The sequence below is a fragment of the Acidovorax sp. NCPPB 3576 genome (genome assembly GCF_028473605.1).
GTDB lineage: Bacteria > Pseudomonadota > Gammaproteobacteria > Burkholderiales > Burkholderiaceae_C > Paracidovorax.
Genome location: NZ_CP097267.1, coordinates 2,665,359 through 2,682,482, shown reverse-complemented (window position 1 = coordinate 2,682,482; position 17,124 = coordinate 2,665,359). Strand labels below are relative to the sequence as shown.

Annotated in this window: 18 protein-coding genes and 2 tRNA genes; 17 read left to right on the top strand and 3 right to left on the bottom strand. The window is 61.2% G+C overall.

Going from position 1 to position 17,124, the window contains the following annotated elements; genetic code table 11:
• Positions 1-72 precede the first annotated feature (72 nt).
• The 16 genes from uvrB to M5C98_RS12225 all read left to right on the top strand — a co-directional run bounded on the left by uvrB (position 73) and on the right by M5C98_RS12225 (position 12,317).
• Positions 73-2,154: an excinuclease ABC subunit UvrB gene (gene uvrB / locus M5C98_RS12300; protein ID WP_272553077.1), complete on the top strand. Its 2,082-nt coding sequence runs from the start codon at positions 73-75 to the stop codon at positions 2,152-2,154.
• A gap of 250 nt (positions 2,155-2,404) precedes the next feature.
• Entirely contained in the window at positions 2,405-2,941 is a 537-nt protein-coding gene (gene iscR / locus M5C98_RS12295; RefSeq protein ID WP_092739258.1) for a Fe-S cluster assembly transcriptional regulator IscR, read from the top strand.
• A gap of 88 nt (positions 2,942-3,029) precedes the next feature.
• Positions 3,030-4,250, top strand: coding sequence for an IscS subfamily cysteine desulfurase (locus M5C98_RS12290; RefSeq protein WP_272553076.1), 1,221 nt, complete (start codon positions 3,030-3,032; stop codon positions 4,248-4,250).
• A gap of 34 nt (positions 4,251-4,284) precedes the next feature.
• A complete protein-coding gene (gene iscU / locus M5C98_RS12285; RefSeq protein ID WP_272553075.1) occupies positions 4,285-4,683 on the top strand; it encodes a Fe-S cluster assembly scaffold IscU in 399 nt (132 codons plus the stop codon).
• A gap of 15 nt (positions 4,684-4,698) precedes the next feature.
• Positions 4,699-5,022: an iron-sulfur cluster assembly protein IscA gene (gene iscA, locus M5C98_RS12280; RefSeq protein WP_092739252.1), complete on the top strand. Its 324-nt coding sequence runs from the start codon at positions 4,699-4,701 to the stop codon at positions 5,020-5,022.
• A 67-nt stretch (positions 5,023-5,089) separates the two neighbouring features.
• A complete protein-coding gene (hscB, locus tag M5C98_RS12275; RefSeq protein WP_272553073.1) occupies positions 5,090-5,608 on the top strand; it encodes a Fe-S protein assembly co-chaperone HscB in 519 nt (172 codons plus the stop codon).
• Between the two features lie 69 nt (positions 5,609-5,677).
• Positions 5,678-7,549, top strand: a complete 1,872-nt coding sequence (hscA, locus tag M5C98_RS12270; RefSeq protein ID WP_272553072.1) for a Fe-S protein assembly chaperone HscA — start codon at positions 5,678-5,680, stop codon at positions 7,547-7,549.
• A gap of 16 nt (positions 7,550-7,565) precedes the next feature.
• On the top strand, positions 7,566-7,904 hold the full coding sequence (gene fdx, locus M5C98_RS12265; RefSeq protein WP_272553070.1) for an ISC system 2Fe-2S type ferredoxin: 339 nt from the start codon (positions 7,566-7,568) through the stop codon (positions 7,902-7,904).
• Positions 7,904-8,632: a DNA polymerase III subunit epsilon gene (gene dnaQ / locus M5C98_RS12260; protein ID WP_272553069.1), complete on the top strand. Its 729-nt coding sequence runs from the start codon at positions 7,904-7,906 to the stop codon at positions 8,630-8,632. Before fdx ends, dnaQ begins: the two co-directional genes overlap by 1 nt.
• Before the next feature lie 25 nt (positions 8,633-8,657).
• Positions 8,658-8,732, top strand: a tRNA-Val gene (locus M5C98_RS12255).
• Between the two features lie 40 nt (positions 8,733-8,772).
• Positions 8,773-8,847, top strand: a tRNA-Val gene (locus tag M5C98_RS12250).
• Positions 8,848-8,973: 126 nt separating this feature from the next.
• Positions 8,974-10,026, top strand: coding sequence for a histone deacetylase family protein (locus M5C98_RS12245; protein WP_272553067.1), 1,053 nt, complete (start codon positions 8,974-8,976; stop codon positions 10,024-10,026).
• The gene (locus M5C98_RS12240) at positions 10,023-11,126 is read left to right on the top strand and encodes an NAD(P)/FAD-dependent oxidoreductase (protein ID WP_272553065.1); all 1,104 of its coding nucleotides are present in this window, start codon (positions 10,023-10,025) and stop codon (positions 11,124-11,126) included. The genes M5C98_RS12245 and M5C98_RS12240 overlap by 4 nt, the downstream gene beginning before the upstream one ends.
• 125 nt (positions 11,127-11,251) lie before the next feature.
• On the top strand, positions 11,252-11,560 hold the full coding sequence (locus M5C98_RS12235) for a DUF883 family protein (protein WP_272553263.1): 309 nt from the start codon (positions 11,252-11,254) through the stop codon (positions 11,558-11,560).
• A 41-nt stretch (positions 11,561-11,601) separates the two neighbouring features.
• Entirely contained in the window at positions 11,602-11,997 is a 396-nt protein-coding gene (locus tag M5C98_RS12230) for a phage holin family protein (protein WP_272553064.1), read from the top strand.
• 2 nt (positions 11,998-11,999) lie between these two features.
• On the top strand, positions 12,000-12,317 hold the full coding sequence (locus tag M5C98_RS12225) for a hypothetical protein (protein WP_272553062.1): 318 nt from the start codon (positions 12,000-12,002) through the stop codon (positions 12,315-12,317).
• 87 nt (positions 12,318-12,404) lie between these two features.
• Here the strand turns inward: M5C98_RS12225 and M5C98_RS12220 are convergent, their stop codons facing one another.
• Positions 12,405-13,475, bottom strand: a complete 1,071-nt coding sequence (locus M5C98_RS12220; RefSeq protein ID WP_272553061.1) for a quinone-dependent dihydroorotate dehydrogenase — start codon at positions 13,473-13,475, stop codon at positions 12,405-12,407.
• Between the two features lie 36 nt (positions 13,476-13,511).
• Here M5C98_RS12220 and rpiA point away from each other — a divergent pair, with 36 nt between their 5' ends.
• A complete protein-coding gene (rpiA, locus tag M5C98_RS12215) occupies positions 13,512-14,201 on the top strand; it encodes a ribose-5-phosphate isomerase RpiA (RefSeq protein ID WP_272553060.1) in 690 nt (229 codons plus the stop codon).
• A 167-nt stretch (positions 14,202-14,368) separates the two neighbouring features.
• On the opposite strand, the gene M5C98_RS12210 is transcribed toward rpiA, so the two are convergent.
• Together M5C98_RS12210 and M5C98_RS12205 are read right to left on the bottom strand one after the other, a co-directional pair.
• Complete coding sequence (locus M5C98_RS12210) at positions 14,369-15,004, bottom strand: glutaredoxin domain-containing protein (protein ID WP_272553058.1); 636 nt, start codon at positions 15,002-15,004, stop codon at positions 14,369-14,371.
• A 51-nt stretch (positions 15,005-15,055) separates the two neighbouring features.
• Positions 15,056-17,095 carry a M3 family metallopeptidase gene (locus tag M5C98_RS12205; RefSeq protein ID WP_272553057.1) on the bottom strand — a complete coding sequence of 680 codons (2,040 nt, stop codon included), beginning with the start codon at positions 17,093-17,095 and terminating at the stop codon, positions 15,056-15,058.
• Between the last annotated feature and the right edge of the window lie 29 nt (positions 17,096-17,124).

Sequence of the window (17,124 nt, the reverse complement as noted above, 5' to 3'; positions counted from 1 at the left end):
CCCCAAGCTGCGATAGGCTTTCGGGTCAACCGCCGATTTTAGCGGCCCATGCAAGCGAGTCGCCCCCACACCATGCACCCAGTCATCACCGAACCCGTGACCGGCCAGTTCGTCAGCTTCGCGGACTCGCCGTTCGAGCTGTACCAACCCTATCCCCCAGCGGGCGACCAGCCCGAGGCCATCGAAAAGCTCGTGGAAGGGGTCAAGGACGGCGAGGTCTTCCAGACCCTGCTGGGGGTGACCGGGTCGGGCAAGACCTTCACCATGGCCAACGTGATCGCACGGATGGGCCGTCCGGCGATCATCTTCGCGCCCAACAAGACCCTGGCCGCGCAGCTGTACAGCGAATTCCGCGAGTTCTTCCCGAAGAACGCGGTGGAATATTTCGTCAGCTATTACGACTATTACCAGCCCGAAGCCTATGTGCCGCAGCGCGATCTCTTCATTGAAAAGGATTCTGCGATCAACGAGCACATCGAGCAGATGCGCCTGTCGTGCACCAAGAGCCTGATGGAGCGGCGCGATGTGGTGATCGTCGCCACCGTCTCGGCCATCTACGGCATCGGCGAACCCGAAAGCTACCACCGCATGGTGATGACGCTGCGCGTGGGCGACAAGCTCAGTCAGCGCGACGTGATCGGGCAGCTCATCCGCATGCAGTACCAGCGCAACGAGCAGGACTTCAGCCGTGGCAAGTTCCGCGTGCGCGGCGACACCATCGACGTGTTTCCGGCGGAACACTCCGAGTTGGCGATCCGCATCGAGCTGTTCGACGACGAGATCGAGAGCCTGCAGCTGTTCGACCCGCTCACCGGGCGCGTCAAGCAGAAGATCCCGCGCTTCACGGTGTACCCGAGCAGCCACTACGTGACCCCTCGCGACAAGGTGCTGACGGCGGTGGAGACCATCAAGCTCGAACTGGCCGAGCGCCTGGGGCAGTTCGTGTCCGAAGGCAAGCTGGTGGAAGCGCAGCGCCTGGAGCAGCGCACCCGGTTCGATCTGGAGATGCTCAGCGAAGTCGGGCACTGCAAGGGCATCGAGAACTACACCCGCCACCTGTCGGGCGCAGCGCCGGGTGATCCGCCCAGCACCCTGACGGACTACCTGCCCAACGATGCGCTCATGTTCCTGGACGAGAGCCACCAGATGATCGGCCAGCTCAACGCCATGTACAGCGGGGACCGCTCGCGCAAGACCACGCTGGTCGAGTACGGCTTCCGGCTGCCGTCCGCCCTTGACAACCGCCCGCTCAAGTTCGAGGAGTTCGAGGCGCGCATGCGCCAGGTGATCTTCGTCTCGGCCACGCCGGCCGACTACGAAAAGACCCATTCGGGCCAGGTGGTGGACCAGGTGGTGCGCCCCACCGGCTTGATAGACCCCGAAGTAGAGGTGCGCCCGGCCACCCACCAGGTGGACGACGTGCTGCAGGAGATCCGCATCCGGGCCGAGAAAAGCGAGCGCGTGCTGATCACCACCCTGACCAAGCGGATGGCCGAGCAACTGACCGATTACTTGAGCGACAACGGCGTGAAAGTGCGGTATCTGCACTCGGACATCGACACCGTCGAGCGCGTGGAGATCATCCGCGACCTGCGGCTGGGCGCCTTCGACGTGCTGGTGGGCATTAACCTGCTGAGGGAGGGGCTGGACATCCCGGAGGTGTCGCTGGTTGCGATTCTGGACGCCGACAAGGAAGGCTTTCTACGGGCGGAGCGCAGCTTGATCCAGACGATCGGCCGCGCCGCGCGCAACCTGAACGGAAAGGCCATCCTTTATGCCGACCGGGTGACCGAATCCATGAAAAAAGCCATCGGCGAAACGGAACGTCGGCGCATCAAGCAGATAGCACACAACGAGGAAAAGGGAATCACGCCGCGCAGCATCGTCAAGCAGGTGAGAGACCTGATTGACGGCGTGTACAGCGAGAAGGCCGGCAAGGACGCCGAACGGCTGGAGCAGGAATCGATGCGCCGCGCCCAGGTCGAAGACATGTCCGAAAAAGACGTGGCCCGCGAAATCAAGCGGCTGGAAAAACTCATGCTGGAACATGCCCGAAACCTGGAGTTCGAACAGGCCGCCCGGGTCAGGGATCAATTGGGGCAGTTGAAGGCGCGTGCTTTCGGGGCCGCGGGCGGAGATCAAGTGGCCCTGTAAACGCCGCATTGGCGACGGGTGCGGAGAAAACGTGACTGATGGGTTTTGTTACCCGACAAAAACAATAGGGATTTGTGCTATACTTGGGTGAAATACTCAACAAAACAGCCCAACGATGAAGGGCTCCCGAAGTCTCTTCGCTTCAAGCGAGAGGTACACGGAGTTAGGGGCGGAGACGGTGCCTCAGGCGGCAATCAGGTTGCCTCGGGGCGTTTCTATAACGGACAAGCCTGACGACAAGGAGCTTGCGATGCGTCTCACTACCAAAGGCCGTTTTGCGGTCACCGCCATGATCGATCTGGCCCTGCGCCAGAACAATGGCCCGGTCACCTTGGCGGCCATCAGCCAACGACAACAAATTTCGCTCTCCTATCTGGAGCAGCTTTTCGGTAAATTGCGCCGCCACGAGTTGGTCGAATCCACCCGTGGCCCAGGCGGCGGCTACACGCTTGCGCGCAAGGCGGCAGACATCACAGTGGCGGACATCATCGTCTCTGTGGACGAGCCGATCGATGCCACGCAATGCGGAGGCAAGGAGAATTGCCTCGGTGAAGCCGGCCGCTGCATGACGCACGAGCTGTGGGCGTCGCTCAACCAGCGCATGGTCGAGTTCCTTGATTCGGTCACACTGCAGAAGTTGGTGGATGACCAACTGGCAAAGGGCGTGCAGATTGAGGACAAGCCGGTTGTGCGCCGTGCCATCTCGACCACCCCTGTCGTCAAGCCCATTCGCGTCAATGCACCCAACTCGGTCTTCGCGTTGGGCAATGTGTTCGCCAAGTCGTGAGTGAAGGCCCGGCTTTTGCCGGGTACTTCGCACATGCCGGATTTTTGATTTCTGACTTTCGCCAGCCAGACCCCTTACTGAGCCAGCCATGGACATGACCCCGCATTTCCCCATCTATCTCGACTACGGTGCTACCACGCCAGTGGACCCGAGGGTCGTGGATGCCATGATCCCGTGGTTGCGCGAGCATTTCGGCAACCCGGCATCCCGCAGCCACGCCTGGGGCTGGGAAGCGGAAGAAGCCGTCGAAAAAGCCCGCGTGGAAGTCGCGCGCCTTATTAATGCGGACCCGCGTGAGATTGTCTGGACGAGCGGAGCCACCGAGTCCAACAACCTGGCCATCAAAGGGGCAGGGCAGTTCTACAAAGGCAAGGGCAAACACCTGATCACGGTGAAGACCGAGCACAAGGCCGTGCTGGACACCATGCGCGAGATGGAGCGACAAGGCTTCGAAGTCACGTACCTGGACGTGCAGGAAAACGGCCTGCTCGATTTCGATGTGCTCAAGGCAGCCATTCGCCCGGACACCATCTTGTTAAGCGTCATGTTCGTGAACAACGAAATCGGCGTGATCCAGGATCTGCCTGCGATCGGTGCTTTGTGCCGTGAGAAGGGCATCATCTTCCATGTGGATGCAGCGCAAGCCACGGGCAAGGTGGACATCGATCTTTCGACATTGCCTGTGGATCTGATGAGCCTTGCCTCTCATAAAACGTATGGTCCCAAGGGCATTGGCGCTCTGTATGTGAGGCGCAAGCCCCGCGTGCGGCTCGAAGCCCAGATGCATGGCGGTGGGCATGAGCGCGGAATGCGTTCCGGCACATTGCCGACCCATCAGATCGTAGGCATGGGCGAGGCCTTCCGGATTGCCCGCGAAGAGATGGCGCAGGATCAGGCAAAAGCCAAGGCGCTGCAAAAGCGTCTGCTCGATGGGTTGCACGATATCGAGCAGGTGTTCGTGAACGGCGACATGGAGCGCCGTGTGCCGCACAACCTGAACATCAGCTTCAACTACGTCGAAGGCGAGTCGCTGATCATGGGCATCAAGGGCTTGGCCGTGTCGTCGGGCTCTGCCTGCACCTCAGCCAGCCTGGAGCCCAGCTACGTGCTGCGCGCCCTGGGCCGCAGCGATGAACTGGCGCACAGCAGCCTGCGCATGACGATCGGCCGCTTCACCACTGAAGAAGAGATCGACTACGCGGTTTCCACCATTCGCCACAACGTGGCCAAGCTGCGTGAACTGAGCCCTTTGTGGGAAATGTACAAGGACGGCGTTGACATCAGCTCCATCCAGTGGGCCGCGCATTGATGGCGCCGCTCAGCAGATTCAAGAGGTAAATATCATGGCTTATTCAGACAAAGTGATCGACCATTACGAGAACCCCCGCAACGTGGGTTCGTTCGACAAGGGCGACGATTCGGTGGGCACCGGCATGGTGGGCGCACCGGCCTGTGGCGACGTGATGAAGCTGCAGATCAAGGTCAACCCCGAAACCGGTGTGATCGAAGATGCCCGCTTCAAGACGTACGGCTGCGGCTCGGCGATTGCATCGTCGTCCCTGGTGACCGAATGGGTGAAGGGCAAGACGCTGGACGAAGCGGCAGCGCTCAAGAATGCAGAAATTGCACAGGAATTGGCGTTGCCGCCGGTCAAGATTCACTGTTCCATCCTCGCGGAGGACGCGATCAAGGCAGCCGTGCAAGATTACAAGGCCAAGCATACCGCTATGGCCGCTGCTTGAACTGGGTGAGGTGACATGGCGATCACATTGACCGAAGCTGCGGCCCGACATGTGAGCCGCTATCTCTCCCGCCGCGGCAAGGGCGTCGGGGTTCGACTGGGCGTGAAAACGACAGGCTGCTCCGGCTTGGCTTACAAGCTGGAGTATGTAGACGAGCAGGGTCCGGAAGACATGGTGTTTGAAGACCATGGCGTGAAGGTGCTCATCGACCCTAAGAGTCTGGCCTATATCGATGGCACCCAGCTGGATTTCGTGCGCGAGGGTTTGAACGAAGGCTTCAAATTCAATAATCCCAATGAGCGCGACCGGTGCGGCTGCGGAGAGAGCTTCCGGGTTTGATTTTTTCTATTCACGCTGGTTGCAATGAACCGCCAACGCGTTCCGTGCTGGCGGTTTTTTTCTTGACATGAACCTTCAATCCGACGACTTCGAACTCTTCGGCGTGCCGCGCCAATTTGCCCAGGATCGATCAGCCCTGGATGCCCGGTGGAAAGAACTGCAGCGGGAAGCCCATCCGGATCGGTTTGCCATGCATGGTGCATCGGCGCAGCGCAAGGCCATGCAATGGTCGGTACGCATCAATGAGGCCTACCAGCGAATCAAAGACCCGCTGAAACGCGCAGCCTATCTATGTGAATTGGGCGGAGCGTCGATTCGGGCCGAGGACAACACGGCCATGCCCACTGCATTCCTGATGCAGCAAATGGAATGGCGTGAAGCGCTCGACGATGCAACAGATGCTCCATCGCTCGACGTGCTGGACCAAGCAGTGCGGAAAGAGCGAACTGCGGCTTTGCAACGCTGCGAGCAGTTGTTGGACGCTCAGCGTGACTACGCTGCTGCCGCTAATGAAGTCAGAGCCCTCATGTTCATTGCGCGATTTGCCGACGATGTCGATCGCCGCAGAGATGCGCTGGGACAATAGCGTTTCTCTCTACCGACTGAATGGAGACGGCAGCCAGTTCATGCCGTCTCCTACCTAGAAAAAGACCCCATGGCGCTTTTGCAGATTTCAGAACCTGGTCAATCTCCCGATCCACACCAACGGCGCATTGCCGTGGGAATCGATTTGGGTACCACCCATTCTTTGGTGGCCGCCGTACGCAACGGCGTAGCCGAATGCCTGCCCGACGACCAAGGCCGCGTTTTGCTGCCTTCCGTCGTTCGCTATTTGGAAGAAGGCCGACGCCAGATCGGGTACGAAGCGGTCGCTGCCCAGGCGGTGGATGCCCGCAATACGATTGCATCGGCCAAGCGATTCATGGGGCGCAGCCTGCGAGATATCGCGCATCCCGAAAAACTTCCGTATGACTTTGCTGCGCCACAGGGCGAAGGCGAGGGCGGCATGGTCTCCCTGAAAACGGTAGACGGCGCCAAGTCAGCCGTCGAGATCAGTGCTGAAATTCTTGCAACGCTGCGCTTTCGTGCCGAAGACAGTTTCGACGATGAGATTTTTGGCGCCGTCATCACCGTTCCTGCCTATTTCGACGACGCCCAACGCCAAGCCACCAAGGATGCAGCGAGGTTGGCGGGCTTGAACTTGCTGCGGCTCATCAACGAACCCACAGCGGCTGCCATTGCCTACGGACTCGACAACGCCAGTGAAGGCATCTATGCGGTGTACGACCTGGGAGGCGGCACGTTCGATGTGTCGATCCTTCGCCTGACCCAAGGTGTTTTCGAAGTGATTGCCACGGGGGGCGACTCAGCGCTGGGTGGCGACGATTACGATGCAGCGCTAGCGGACTGGGTACTCCAGCAGAACGGCGTGGTGGCCGTGACGCCGCAGGACAAGGCCACCGTTCGGTTGGCCGCCCGTGCCTGCAAGGAGGCCCTCAGCGCTGCGGAGACTGCGAATTTCACCGCCGAGGTGTCGGGAGCCAGCATTAACGCCTTGGTGCATCGGACCGACTTGGAAGCCGCCACCGCGGCGCTCACCCAGCGCTCCATTGCAGCGGCACGCCGCACTCTTCGCGATGCGCAGTTGTCTCCAGAAGAGGTTCAAGGTGTGGTGATGGTGGGCGGCTCTACCCGCATGCCGCAAGTGCAGCGCGCCGTCCATGAGTTTTTCGGCTCGGAGCCGCTCAACAACCTGAATCCTGATGAGGTCGTCGCACTGGGTGCGGCCATGCAGGCAAATCAGTTGGCGGGCAACAATCCCTCGGGCGACATGCTGCTGCTGGACGTGATTCCTTTGTCTCTCGGGATCGAGACCATGGGTGGTTTGGTAGAGCGCATCGTGTCCCGTAACGAAACCATTCCTACGGCCAAGGCGCAGGACTTCACCACGTACAAGGACGGTCAAACCGCCTTGGCCATTCATGTGGTGCAAGGCGAGCGCGATCTGGTGGCAGATTGCCGGAGTTTGGCCCGTTTCGAACTCCGAGGCATTCCGCCCATGGCCGCAGGTGCAGCCCGAATCCGGGTCACGTTTACCGTCGATGCAGATGGCTTGCTCAACGTGAGTGCGAAAGAGCAAGGCAGTGGCATCGAAGCGCGCGTTGACGTCAAGCCTTCCTATGGCCTGTCCGACGACCACATTGCGCGCATGCTTCAGGAAGGCTTTGCCACGGCTGCGCAGGACATGCGCGCGCGCGCACTGGTAGAAGCCCGTGTCGATGCCGATCGGATGCTGATGGCCACCCGCAGTGCCTTGAACGCGGATGCCGATCTGCTTGAATCGGGCGAACGAACAGAAATCGATGCGTTGATGGTTGCGTTGCAGCAAGCGCGCGAGCTGGACGATGCGGCTGCGATCGAAGCCGCAACCCAGGCGCTCGCCCAAGGCACCGAGGCATTCGCCGCGCACCGCATGAATCGCGGCATCCAGCAGGCCCTTGGCGGCAAGAACGTGCAAACCCTCTGAAAGACGATCCAGCCCCATGCCCGTCATCAAAATATTGCCCCATCCCGAGTACTGTCCTTCGGGGACCGATATCACTGCGCCTTCCGGTACATCGATCTGCGAGGCCCTCCTCGACAACGGCATCAATATCGAACACGCTTGTGACATGAGTTGTGCCTGCACCACCTGCCATGTGATCGTGCGTGCAGGGGGCGAGTCCCTCAACGAAGCAGAGGAAGAGGAGGAGGACCTTCTCGATCGTGCCTGGGGTCTTGAGCCTCAGTCGAGACTGAGTTGCCAGGCGATTCTTGCCCAGAGCGATGTGACGGTGGAAATTCCCAAATACACCATCAACCATGCCAAGGAGAACCACTGATGTCTCGGCAGATCGTTCTGGACACGGAAACCACCGGCCTTTCGGCCGAAGGGGGTGACCGCATCATCGAGTTGGGCTGTGTGGAACTGCTGAACCGCAAGCTGACAGGCAACAACCTGCACCTTTACTTCAATCCAGGGCGAGACAGCCACGAAGACGCACTCAAGGTGCACGGCATCAGCAATGAATTCCTTCGGGACAAGCCGAAGTTCGCAGACATGGCGGATGACATCCTGCAATACCTGCAGGGCGCCGAAATCATCATCCACAACGCGGCTTTCGACGTGGGTTTCTTGAACAAGGAACTGGAGCTTACAGGTCGGCCTGGCTTCAAGACTTATGTCGAGAGCGTGACCGACACGCTGGTGATGGCCAAGGAGATGTTCCCTGGCAAGCGCAATTCGCTGGATGCACTTTGCGATCGACTGGGCGTTGACAACTCGGGCCGGACGCTGCACGGCGCCTTGCTGGATGCAGAGTTGCTGGCCGACGTCTACATCAACCTGACTCGCGGGCAAGATCCTCTGTTGATCTCTGACGAAGAGAGCGAGAGCAAGTCCGGCATTCGCGTGGTACCTGTCGACTTGAGCGCCCTGGTCTTGCAGGTGCTCACCGCCAGCGAGCAGGAACTGGCTTTGCATGAAGAGACGCTTGTCCACATCGACAAGGCCAGCGGCGGAAAAACAATTTGGCGGGTTGAGTCTGCAGTCGAAAAAGCTGTGCAATAATCGAAGGCTTGTCGCAAGACAACACGGGTGATTAGCTCAGCGGTAGAGCACTGCCTTCACACGGCAGGGGTCACATGTTCGATCCATGTATCACCCACCAGTGTTTTTGATCTGAAAGTGCGTCGCGCCTTTGGATCAACGGGTGATTAGCTCAGCGGTAGAGCACTGCCTTCACACGGCAGGGGTCACATGTTCGATCCATGTATCACCCACCATATGAAACCCCTGCAGGTCTTGCCTGCAGGGGTTTTTTGTTGCTCTACAAGCCATTCATCGATAACGATATTGGCTGCATTCTGTTGGGCCACAATCGGCGGTTTCGATTCTCGAGACTGCAGACCATGCTCACTTTCCACAATCCCCTGCACACCGCCCATGCCCCGGCGCACGAGTTTTTTCGCGGCGAACGTGTTCCGTGCTTCGAGAAGCCGGCGCGCCAGGATTATGTGGAGCAGCGCCTGACAGAGCGTGGCCACGCGTTACTTCCGCCCGATGTGGATAGTGCTGCAATACTGAAGCAGATCCACTCAGAACGGTATCTGTCCTTCCTTCAAACCGCCTGGCAGCAATGGGTGGCGCAAGATCCAGCGAATGCCACGGTTCAGCCGTTTCCTTCTGTCTGGCCGGTACGCACCTTGCGTTCTGATATCGAGCCTGCAAATTTCACGGCACGTTACGGCCTTTATTCGATGGACAATGGGACACCGCTGGCCGACGGCACCTGGGCCGCAGCCAAAGCTGGCGCAGACGCGGCTGCCAGTGCGGCCTCGGCCGTAGCCGGTGGCAAGGCAAGTGCGTCTTTCTGTGTGACGCGGCCACCGGGCCACCATGCGGGACCGGATTTCATGGGCGGGTATTGTTTTCTCAACAACGCCGCTGTTGCAGCCCAGACGCTGCTCAACGCAGGCATGTCGCGTGTGGCGGTATTGGATGTGGATTACCACCATGGCAATGGAACCCAAAGCATTTTCTACGAGCGTCCGGATGTGCTGTTCATCAGCATTCACGGCGATCCGCTGACCGAATACCCTTTTTATCTTGGCCATGCAGACGAATCCGGACACGGCAGTGGAGCCGGCTTCAACCTGAATTTGCCGCTGCCCGCAGGCACTGCATTTGAAGCCTGGTTTGCTGCGTTGGAAAAGGCCTGCGCGGCCATCCTGGCTTATGGGCCGCAGGCTTTGGTGGTTTCGTTGGGGTTGGACACGTTCGAAGGAGATCCCATTTCTCGCTTCTCATTGGCATCCAAGGACTTTTCGCAGATCGGCCAGCGTTTGGCCCAGTTGAACCTGCCTACCGTGTTCGTGCTGGAAGGCGGCTATGCCGCCGCAGAACTGGGCCTCAATGCGGTGAACGTGATCGAAGGGTTCGAGGCACAAGGCCACCAGCCATGACCGAGTCGGTGGACTGTGTCGTCATCGGCGCGGGCGTGGTGGGCTTGGCCGTTGCGCGCGCACTGGCCTTGCGTGGCCGGGAGGTTCTGGTCCTCGAAGCGGCCCATGGGATTGGTACTGGAACCAGTTCCCGAAATAGCGAAGTGGTGCATGCCGGCATCTACTATCCCAAGGGGTCGCTCAAGGCGCGGCTGTGCGTGCAGGGCCGCGACATGCTTTACGCATATTGCGAGGCAAGGGGCATTCCGTACCAGCGCTGCGGCAAGCTCATCGTTGCCACGTCCGACGAACAGCGGGCGTCGCTGGAAAGCATCCAGCAACGGGCGCATGCCAATGGCGTTACCGACCTGCAATGGTTGACGCGGGAGCAAGCCCAGGCACTCGAGCCCGCTTTGGAATGTGTGGCCGCTTTGCTGTCGCCAAGCACCGGCATTGTGGACAGCCACGCCTTCATGCTCTCGCTCCAGGGCGATCTGGAATACAGCGGCGGAATGGTGGCACTGAATTCGCCCGCAGCGCATGCAGAACTAGGGGGTGATGCTATCGTTTTGGAAGCAGTTGACGGCACGCGTTTGAACGCTCGGACGCTGGTGAATGCGGCCGGGCTGCACGCGCCCAATCTGGCCTCGCGTTTTTTTGGACTTGATCCGCGCCACATTCCCAAAGCGAGCTACGCCAAAGGCAGCTACTTCACATTGACAGGGGCATCGCCTTTTTCCCGCCTGATCTATCCCGTTCCCGAAGCCGCCGGATTGGGGGTGCACCTGACGCTGGACATGGGCCGCCAAGCCAAGTTCGGTCCTGACGTGGAGTGGGTGGGATCGGCGGACGACCTGTCGGTCGATCCGGCCAGAGGCGAGGCTTTCTATGCGGAGGTGCGTCGATATTGGCCCGGCTTGCAGGACGGCGCTCTGGCGCCTGGCTATGCAGGCATCCGGCCCAAGATCCACGGACCTAACGAACCCTCGGCAGATTTTTGCATTCAAGGCCCTGAAACACACGGTATCCGAGGTCTTATCCAACTTTTTGGAATCGAATCGCCTGGACTCACGAGCGCGCTGGCCCTGGGTGAATGGGTCGCGGAGCAAGCCTCCCGCTGACTTTCTCATCCAAGCGGCCATGGCCTACGGCCGTATGTAAAGCGTGTGACTAAGATGGGGCATCCGCCTACAGGCTCGCCATAAGGGGCGGATTACCTTTATTCCATGCTATGAAAGGCTTCTTCATGACTTCTGCATCCAACACGCTTTCTTCCGCGCAAAACGAACTGGAAAAGCTGGTTTCCGACTTGCGTGGCCTGCTGTCCAGCAAAGACTTGGATAGCGTTCCAGAGATCAAGCAACTGCGCCAGCGCCTGGATGACGGCATTCACTCCGTGCGCGATTCGGCAGTGCGCGCTGCCCAGGATGCGGCTTACCAAGCCAAGGAAGCGGCCCGTGCTGCTGACCAATACGCCCATGACGAACCTTGGCGCGTGGCGACCGCTGCCCTGGCAGCAGGTGCACTGGTCGGCTTTTTGCTGGCACGCCGGTAATCCTTTTTAAACAATGACCTGATGGCTCAAGAGAGGCTCGCATGAATTGGTTGGCACTTCTGGGATTGGATGGCTGGGTCGCGCGGTGGCGCGCTGCTGTCATTGAAGGGGCCATTGCTGCGGAAGACCGGCTGGATCTGGCGAGGCTCGAATGGGCCGAGCAGAAGCGGCGCTTGGGCCTGATGGTCATGCTGGTGGTTGCCGTGGGAGGCCTCACGGTGGTCACCTTGGTACTCGCTTCCCTGGCCGTGCTCGTGCAGTTCTGGGATTCGCCCCAACGCACGATGGTGGGTTGGCTGGTGGCAGGCACTTGGCTGGTTCTTTGGGCAGGGGCCCTGATCGGATTGATCTCCGTGGCCAAGCAGGCGGGCAATGCGTTTGCCTTGACCCGCCAAGAACTGGCGCAGGACTGGCGTGACATCAAGGAAAGGCTGTAAGCATGACCTCAAAGTTGCAAGATGGCTCCGGTTCTCTGAGTGAACGCGAACAGAAGATCCTCGAGCGAATTGCCTTGCAGCGCCAGCGTTTGCGGGCGCGGCGTGCCGCACGCACCCAGGCAGTGCATATCCAGGCGGCGCAGCAGCAACGCCAAGCGGCAGACCCCGATACCTCGATGTCCATCAAGCTGCTGGCTTTTGCGCGATCGCACCCTGCGGCCGTTGCCGTGGTCGCCGGCCTGGCTTTGGTGGCGGGGCCATCGCGGTTGATCCGATGGGCTGGGCTGGTGATGCCGCTCGTCATGCAGATGCGGCGTTGAGGCTGTATTGCGAAAAACCATTGCGCACATCGCAGCATCGGAGCAAGGACCCACCCAGGGTCCTTTTTTGCATTTGGTTCAGCGCATTCAGCGCATCGCCTTTATGGCCCGGGCCGCCTGCGGGACCAGTGATGGGCCTTGGTAGATCAACCCCGTGTAGATCTGCACCACATCGGCCCCTGCGTGGATTTTGCTTACCGCGTCTTCCGCACTCAGAATGCCGCCCACTCCGATGATCGGAAATTGCGGCCCCAACGCTTGGCGTAGCTGGCGGATCACGCGATTGCTGGCTTCCAGCACCGGTGCCCCGCTGAGGCCGCCTGCTTGCTCGGCGTGCGCCATCCCCTTCACCGCATCACGGGCGATCGTGGTGTTGGTGGCCACAACACCATCCATGCCGTGGCGCTGCAACGTCGCAGCAATGAGCTGGACCTGCGCTGCATCCAGATCGGGAGCGATCTTGACGAATACCGGCACGCGGCGCGCATTCCCCTGGGCGTTGGCATGGCGCCGTGCCAAGACCTCACGCCTCTCGGCGATGGCGCCCAATAGCGCATCCAGGGCTTCATCGCTCTGCAGCGCCCGAAGGTTCTGGGTGTTCGGCGAGCTGATGTTGACGGTCACGTAGTCGGCATGGGGATACACCCCATCGAGGCAAGCCAGGTAATCCGAAGTGGCGTTCTCGATGGGCGTCGTGGCGTTCTTCCCGATGTTCAGCCCTAGCAGCATGGGGTGCTTGCGGGCCTGGGTTCGAAAGCGCGCTTGCTGCACATTGTGCAAGAACGCGTCCAACCCTTCGTTGTTGAAACCCAGCCGGTTGATGAGCGCGTTGGCTTGGGGGAGCCGGAACATGCGCGGCTTGGGATTGCCTGGCTGGCCCTTCGGCGTGACGGTGCCGACTTCGACAAAACCGAAACCCATGGCGCCCAGGGCATCGATGCAGCGGGCGTTCTTGTCCAACCCCGCGGCCAAGCCCACGCGGTTGGGAAAGGTCAGGCCCGCCAGCGTCACGGGGTCGTCCACCGTGTCGTTGCACCATGCCCATTGCAGGGGCGTACGCTGACCGCGGGCCAGCATGTCCATGGTCATGTCGTGGGCGGCTTCGGCATCCATGCCGAAAAGAAGAGGGCGGGCGAGGGCGTAAGGGATCAAGGACATGAGGATAATTCGGTGAACTACTCACGATTTTCCTCTATGACGACTCCTTCCTCCATCACCCAAGAAGAACTCAAGGCCCTGGTTGGTCAAGCGGCCTTGCAATATGTCGTTCCCGGCGAGATCGTCGGCGTGGGCACCGGCTCCACGGTCAATCACTTCATCACCGCGCTTGCCAGCATGAAGGACCAGATTCGGGGCGCCGTGTCCAGTTCCGAGGCCAGCACACAGCGGCTGAAAGCCTTGGGCATTCCTGTGTTCGATGCGAACGATGTCGAGTCTCTGGCTGTCTATATCGACGGCGCGGACGAGATCGATGGCCAGGGCCACATGGTGAAGGGGGGCGGGGCTGCACTCACGCGCGAAAAGATCGTCGCAGCGTTGGCCCGGCAGTTCGTTTGCATCGCCGATGAGTCGAAGCGGGTGGATGCGCTGGGCCAGTTCCCTTTGCCAGTGGAAGTGATTCCCATGGCCGCACGACAGATTGCGCGCCGGTTTGCGGCCCTGGGTGGCCAAGCCACGCTGCGACAGAAAGACGGCGCACCTTTGGTGACGGACAACCAGCAGCACATTCTGGATGTGCGCGGCCTGCACATCACCGATCCGGTGGCCTTCGAGTCGCAAGTGAATCAGTGGCCCGGCGTCGTGACGGTGGGCGTGTTCGCGCACCAGAAAGCCCATGTGTGCCTGCTTGGCACGGCGCAGGGCGTGCGCACGGTTCAATACTGAAGCTGTCGGCTCGGAAGGCGGTTGATACGGCGTTCGCGCCAAGCCTCCACATGGACAGGTACAACCTTCGATAGGAGCGTGCATGCTTTGCACGCTGACCTCGATAGGTCGGTGCAGGAGAGGGCCAGGTTCAGGCCGCACTCCGCACACTCTCGTCAGGCATCAACTCAGAAGCTGATCCCTGCAGGGTTGCTCGGCGTTCTACCACCGTTGCCACTCGGGGCGGCCGGCTGCGGTGCTTCCGCCGGCACTACCGGTGCTGTCGCGGCGGCTGGTGCTGCCGGCTTGGCGGCAACCAGCGGTGCAGCCGGTGCTCGGCGGTAGCTGGGAGGCAACTGCGATTGCTTGGGGTATCCCGCCGCATCCAGGTATTGCATCCATTCGCTGTCCGCAAAGCCGACGAGCTGTTGGGAGCCGATGGTTCCGAAGGGCAGGCTGGTCGAGCCGCTGAGGCGCTTGAGCGCTTCGGCATCTTCTTCAGTGTTCACGGTGCGCTCGGCAAACGGCACGCCCCGGTTGACCAACAGATTGCGCGCGCTCACGCAGGGCACGCAGTCACTGCCGGTGTACAGCGTGACCGGAAACCGGGTAGCGACCTGCTGCAGTTCATAAGGCAAGGCCGGGCCGCTGGCTCGGCCACCGCCGACCTGGGCGGGCGGGGTCTTGGCATCGGGCGCGCGGTCCGAGAAGGTCACTTTTCCATCGGGGCCGACGATGCGATACACCTGCTGCGCCTGGGCGGGCAGGGCGCTCACGGCCACGAGGGTCGAAGCCAGCGCGATGGCGAAGAGCGGTTGCTTCATGTCGTAGGACTCCACAGGGAACAAGTAAGGGGTCGATCGGTGTCTCTGGGGTCAGGCGTTGCCGGCCATGCCCTGGTGGCGCAGCAGCGCGTCCAGGCTCGGGGCGCGACCACGGAACGCCTTGAACGATTCCATGGCAGGGCGGCTGCCACCCGCTTCCAGAATGGCCTGGCGGTAGCGGCGGCCCGTCTCGGCACTGGGCAGGCCGTCCGCGCCGGCCGTCTCTTCGAACGCGGCGTAAGCGTCCGCGCTGAGGACTTCGGCCCATTTGTAGCTGTAGTAGCCCGCGGCATACCCGCCCGCGAAGATGTGGCTGAAGGTGTGGGCGGTGCGGCTGAAGGCCGGCGGCGTCAGCACCGATACCTCGCTGCGGACCTGGTTCAGCAGCGGCATGAAATCTTGCGACGGGTCATGCGAGGTGTGCAGCAGCATGTCGAACAGCGCGAATTCGATCTGGCGCAGCGTGCCCATGCCGCTTTGGAAGTTCTTCGCCGCGATCATCTTGTCGAACAGAGCGCGCGGCAGCGGCTCGCCGGTGTCCACATGGGCCGTCATGTGCTTGAGCACATCCCATTCCCAGCAGAAGTTTTCCATGAACTGGCTGGGCAATTCCACGGCATCCCACTCCACGCCGCTGATGCCCGAGACATCGCGCTCGTTGATCTGGGTGAGCATGTGGTGCAGTCCGTGGCCGAACTCATGGAACAGCGTGATGACGTCGTCGTGGGTGAGCAGCGGCGGCGCGCCGTTCACGCCTTCGGCAAAGTTGCACACCAGGTGCGCCACGGGCGTTTGCAGCTTGCCCGTGTCGGGACGCAACCAGCGGGTGCGGACGTCGTCCATCCAGGCGCCGCCCCGCTTGCCGTTGCGCGCCGGCTGGTCCAGATAGAACTGGCCCACGAGCTCGGTGCCGCGTTCGATGCGGTAGAACTCGACGGCGGGATTCCACACGGGCGCGCTGTCGCGGCGGATGGCCACTTCGAACAGGGTCTCGACGATCTTGAACAGGCCGGCCAGGGCCTTGGGCGCGGTGAAGTACTGCTTGACCTCCTGCTCGCTGAAGGCGTAGCGCGCTTCCTTGAGCTTCTCGGAGATATAGGGCCAGTCCCAGGCTTGAGGATCGGCAATGCCCAGATCCTTGGCGGCGAACTCGCGCATGTCGGCGATATCTTTTTCGGCGTAGGGCCGGGCGCGGCGGGCCAGGTCGCGCAGGAAGTCGATCACTTCCTGGGGCGAGTCGGCCATCTTGGCGACGACCGACACTTCGCCGAAATTGGCATAGCCCAGCAATTGGGCCTCTTCCTTGCGCAGGGCCAGGATTTCGCGGATGAGCGCGCTGTTGTCGAAGCGCTTGGCATCGCCTTCGGCCTGATCCGATGCGCGGGTGACATAGGCGCGGTACAGCGTTTCGCGCAAGGCGCTGTTGCGGGCGAACTGCATCACCGGCAGATAGCAAGGCATCTTGAGCGTGAGCTTGTAGCCGGCCTTGCCTTCGGATTGCGCGGCGGCCGACGCGGCCTGCTTCACGTCGTCGGGCAGGCCGTCGAGTTCGTCTTCGCGGGCGTAGTAGGCGAAGGCATCGGTGGCGTCGAGCGCGTTTTCGCTGAACTTCTGGCTCAGCTCCGCCTGGCGTTCCTGGATCTGCGCGAAGCGTTCGCGCGCAGCACCTTGCAGTTCCGCGCCCGACAGCACGAAGTTGCGCACCGCGTTGCGCAAGGCCTGGCGTTGCTCGGTGTTCAGCATTTGCGGGTCGATGGCCTTGTACTTGGCATACAGGCGCTCATCGGCGCCCAGGCGGGTCCAGAACTCGGTCACACGGGGAAGGGCCTCGTTGTAGGCCGCGCGGAGTTCGGGGGTGTCGGCCACGCTGTTGAGGTGGCTGACCGCGCCCCAGGAGCGGCCCAGCGCCTCGGTCGCGACATCCAGCACCTCGGCGATCGATTCCCATCGTGCCGGAAAGTCGGGCGCCGTGACGGTTTCCAGCGCGGCACCCGCGCGTTGCAGCAGCACATCGACCGCTGGAGCCACGTCGCTGGGCCGGATGCGGTCGAACAGAGGGAGGTCGGATGGGTCGAGGAGGGGATTGCTCATGCGCGGATAGATGGCGTTGGATGGGTCAG

Bases quoted from the DNA above. Each gene is read 5' to 3' on its own strand.
- uvrB (WP_272553077.1), top strand. From the start codon at position 73: ATGCACCCAGTCATCACCGAACCCGTGACCGGCCAGTTCGTCAGCTTC.
- iscR (WP_092739258.1), top strand. From the start codon at position 2,405: ATGCGTCTCACTACCAAAGGCCGTTTTGCGGTCACCGCCATGATCGAT.
- M5C98_RS12290 (WP_272553076.1), top strand. From the start codon at position 3,030: ATGGACATGACCCCGCATTTCCCCATCTATCTCGACTACGGTGCTACC.
- iscU (WP_272553075.1), top strand. From the start codon at position 4,285: ATGGCTTATTCAGACAAAGTGATCGACCATTACGAGAACCCCCGCAAC.
- iscA (WP_092739252.1), top strand. From the start codon at position 4,699: ATGGCGATCACATTGACCGAAGCTGCGGCCCGACATGTGAGCCGCTAT.
- hscB (WP_272553073.1), top strand. From the start codon at position 5,090: ATGAACCTTCAATCCGACGACTTCGAACTCTTCGGCGTGCCGCGCCAA.
- hscA (WP_272553072.1), top strand. From the start codon at position 5,678: ATGGCGCTTTTGCAGATTTCAGAACCTGGTCAATCTCCCGATCCACAC.
- fdx (WP_272553070.1), top strand. From the start codon at position 7,566: ATGCCCGTCATCAAAATATTGCCCCATCCCGAGTACTGTCCTTCGGGG.
- dnaQ (WP_272553069.1), top strand. From the start codon at position 7,904: ATGTCTCGGCAGATCGTTCTGGACACGGAAACCACCGGCCTTTCGGCC.
- M5C98_RS12245 (WP_272553067.1), top strand. From the start codon at position 8,974: ATGCTCACTTTCCACAATCCCCTGCACACCGCCCATGCCCCGGCGCAC.
- M5C98_RS12240 (WP_272553065.1), top strand. From the start codon at position 10,023: ATGACCGAGTCGGTGGACTGTGTCGTCATCGGCGCGGGCGTGGTGGGC.
- M5C98_RS12235 (WP_272553263.1), top strand. From the start codon at position 11,252: ATGACTTCTGCATCCAACACGCTTTCTTCCGCGCAAAACGAACTGGAA.
- M5C98_RS12230 (WP_272553064.1), top strand. From the start codon at position 11,602: ATGAATTGGTTGGCACTTCTGGGATTGGATGGCTGGGTCGCGCGGTGG.
- M5C98_RS12225 (WP_272553062.1), top strand. From the start codon at position 12,000: ATGACCTCAAAGTTGCAAGATGGCTCCGGTTCTCTGAGTGAACGCGAA.
- M5C98_RS12220 (WP_272553061.1), bottom strand. From the start codon at position 13,475: ATGTCCTTGATCCCTTACGCCCTCGCCCGCCCTCTTCTTTTCGGCATG.
- rpiA (WP_272553060.1), top strand. From the start codon at position 13,512: ATGACGACTCCTTCCTCCATCACCCAAGAAGAACTCAAGGCCCTGGTT.
- M5C98_RS12210 (WP_272553058.1), bottom strand. From the start codon at position 15,004: ATGAAGCAACCGCTCTTCGCCATCGCGCTGGCTTCGACCCTCGTGGCC.
- M5C98_RS12205 (WP_272553057.1), bottom strand. From the start codon at position 17,095: ATGAGCAATCCCCTCCTCGACCCATCCGACCTCCCTCTGTTCGACCGC.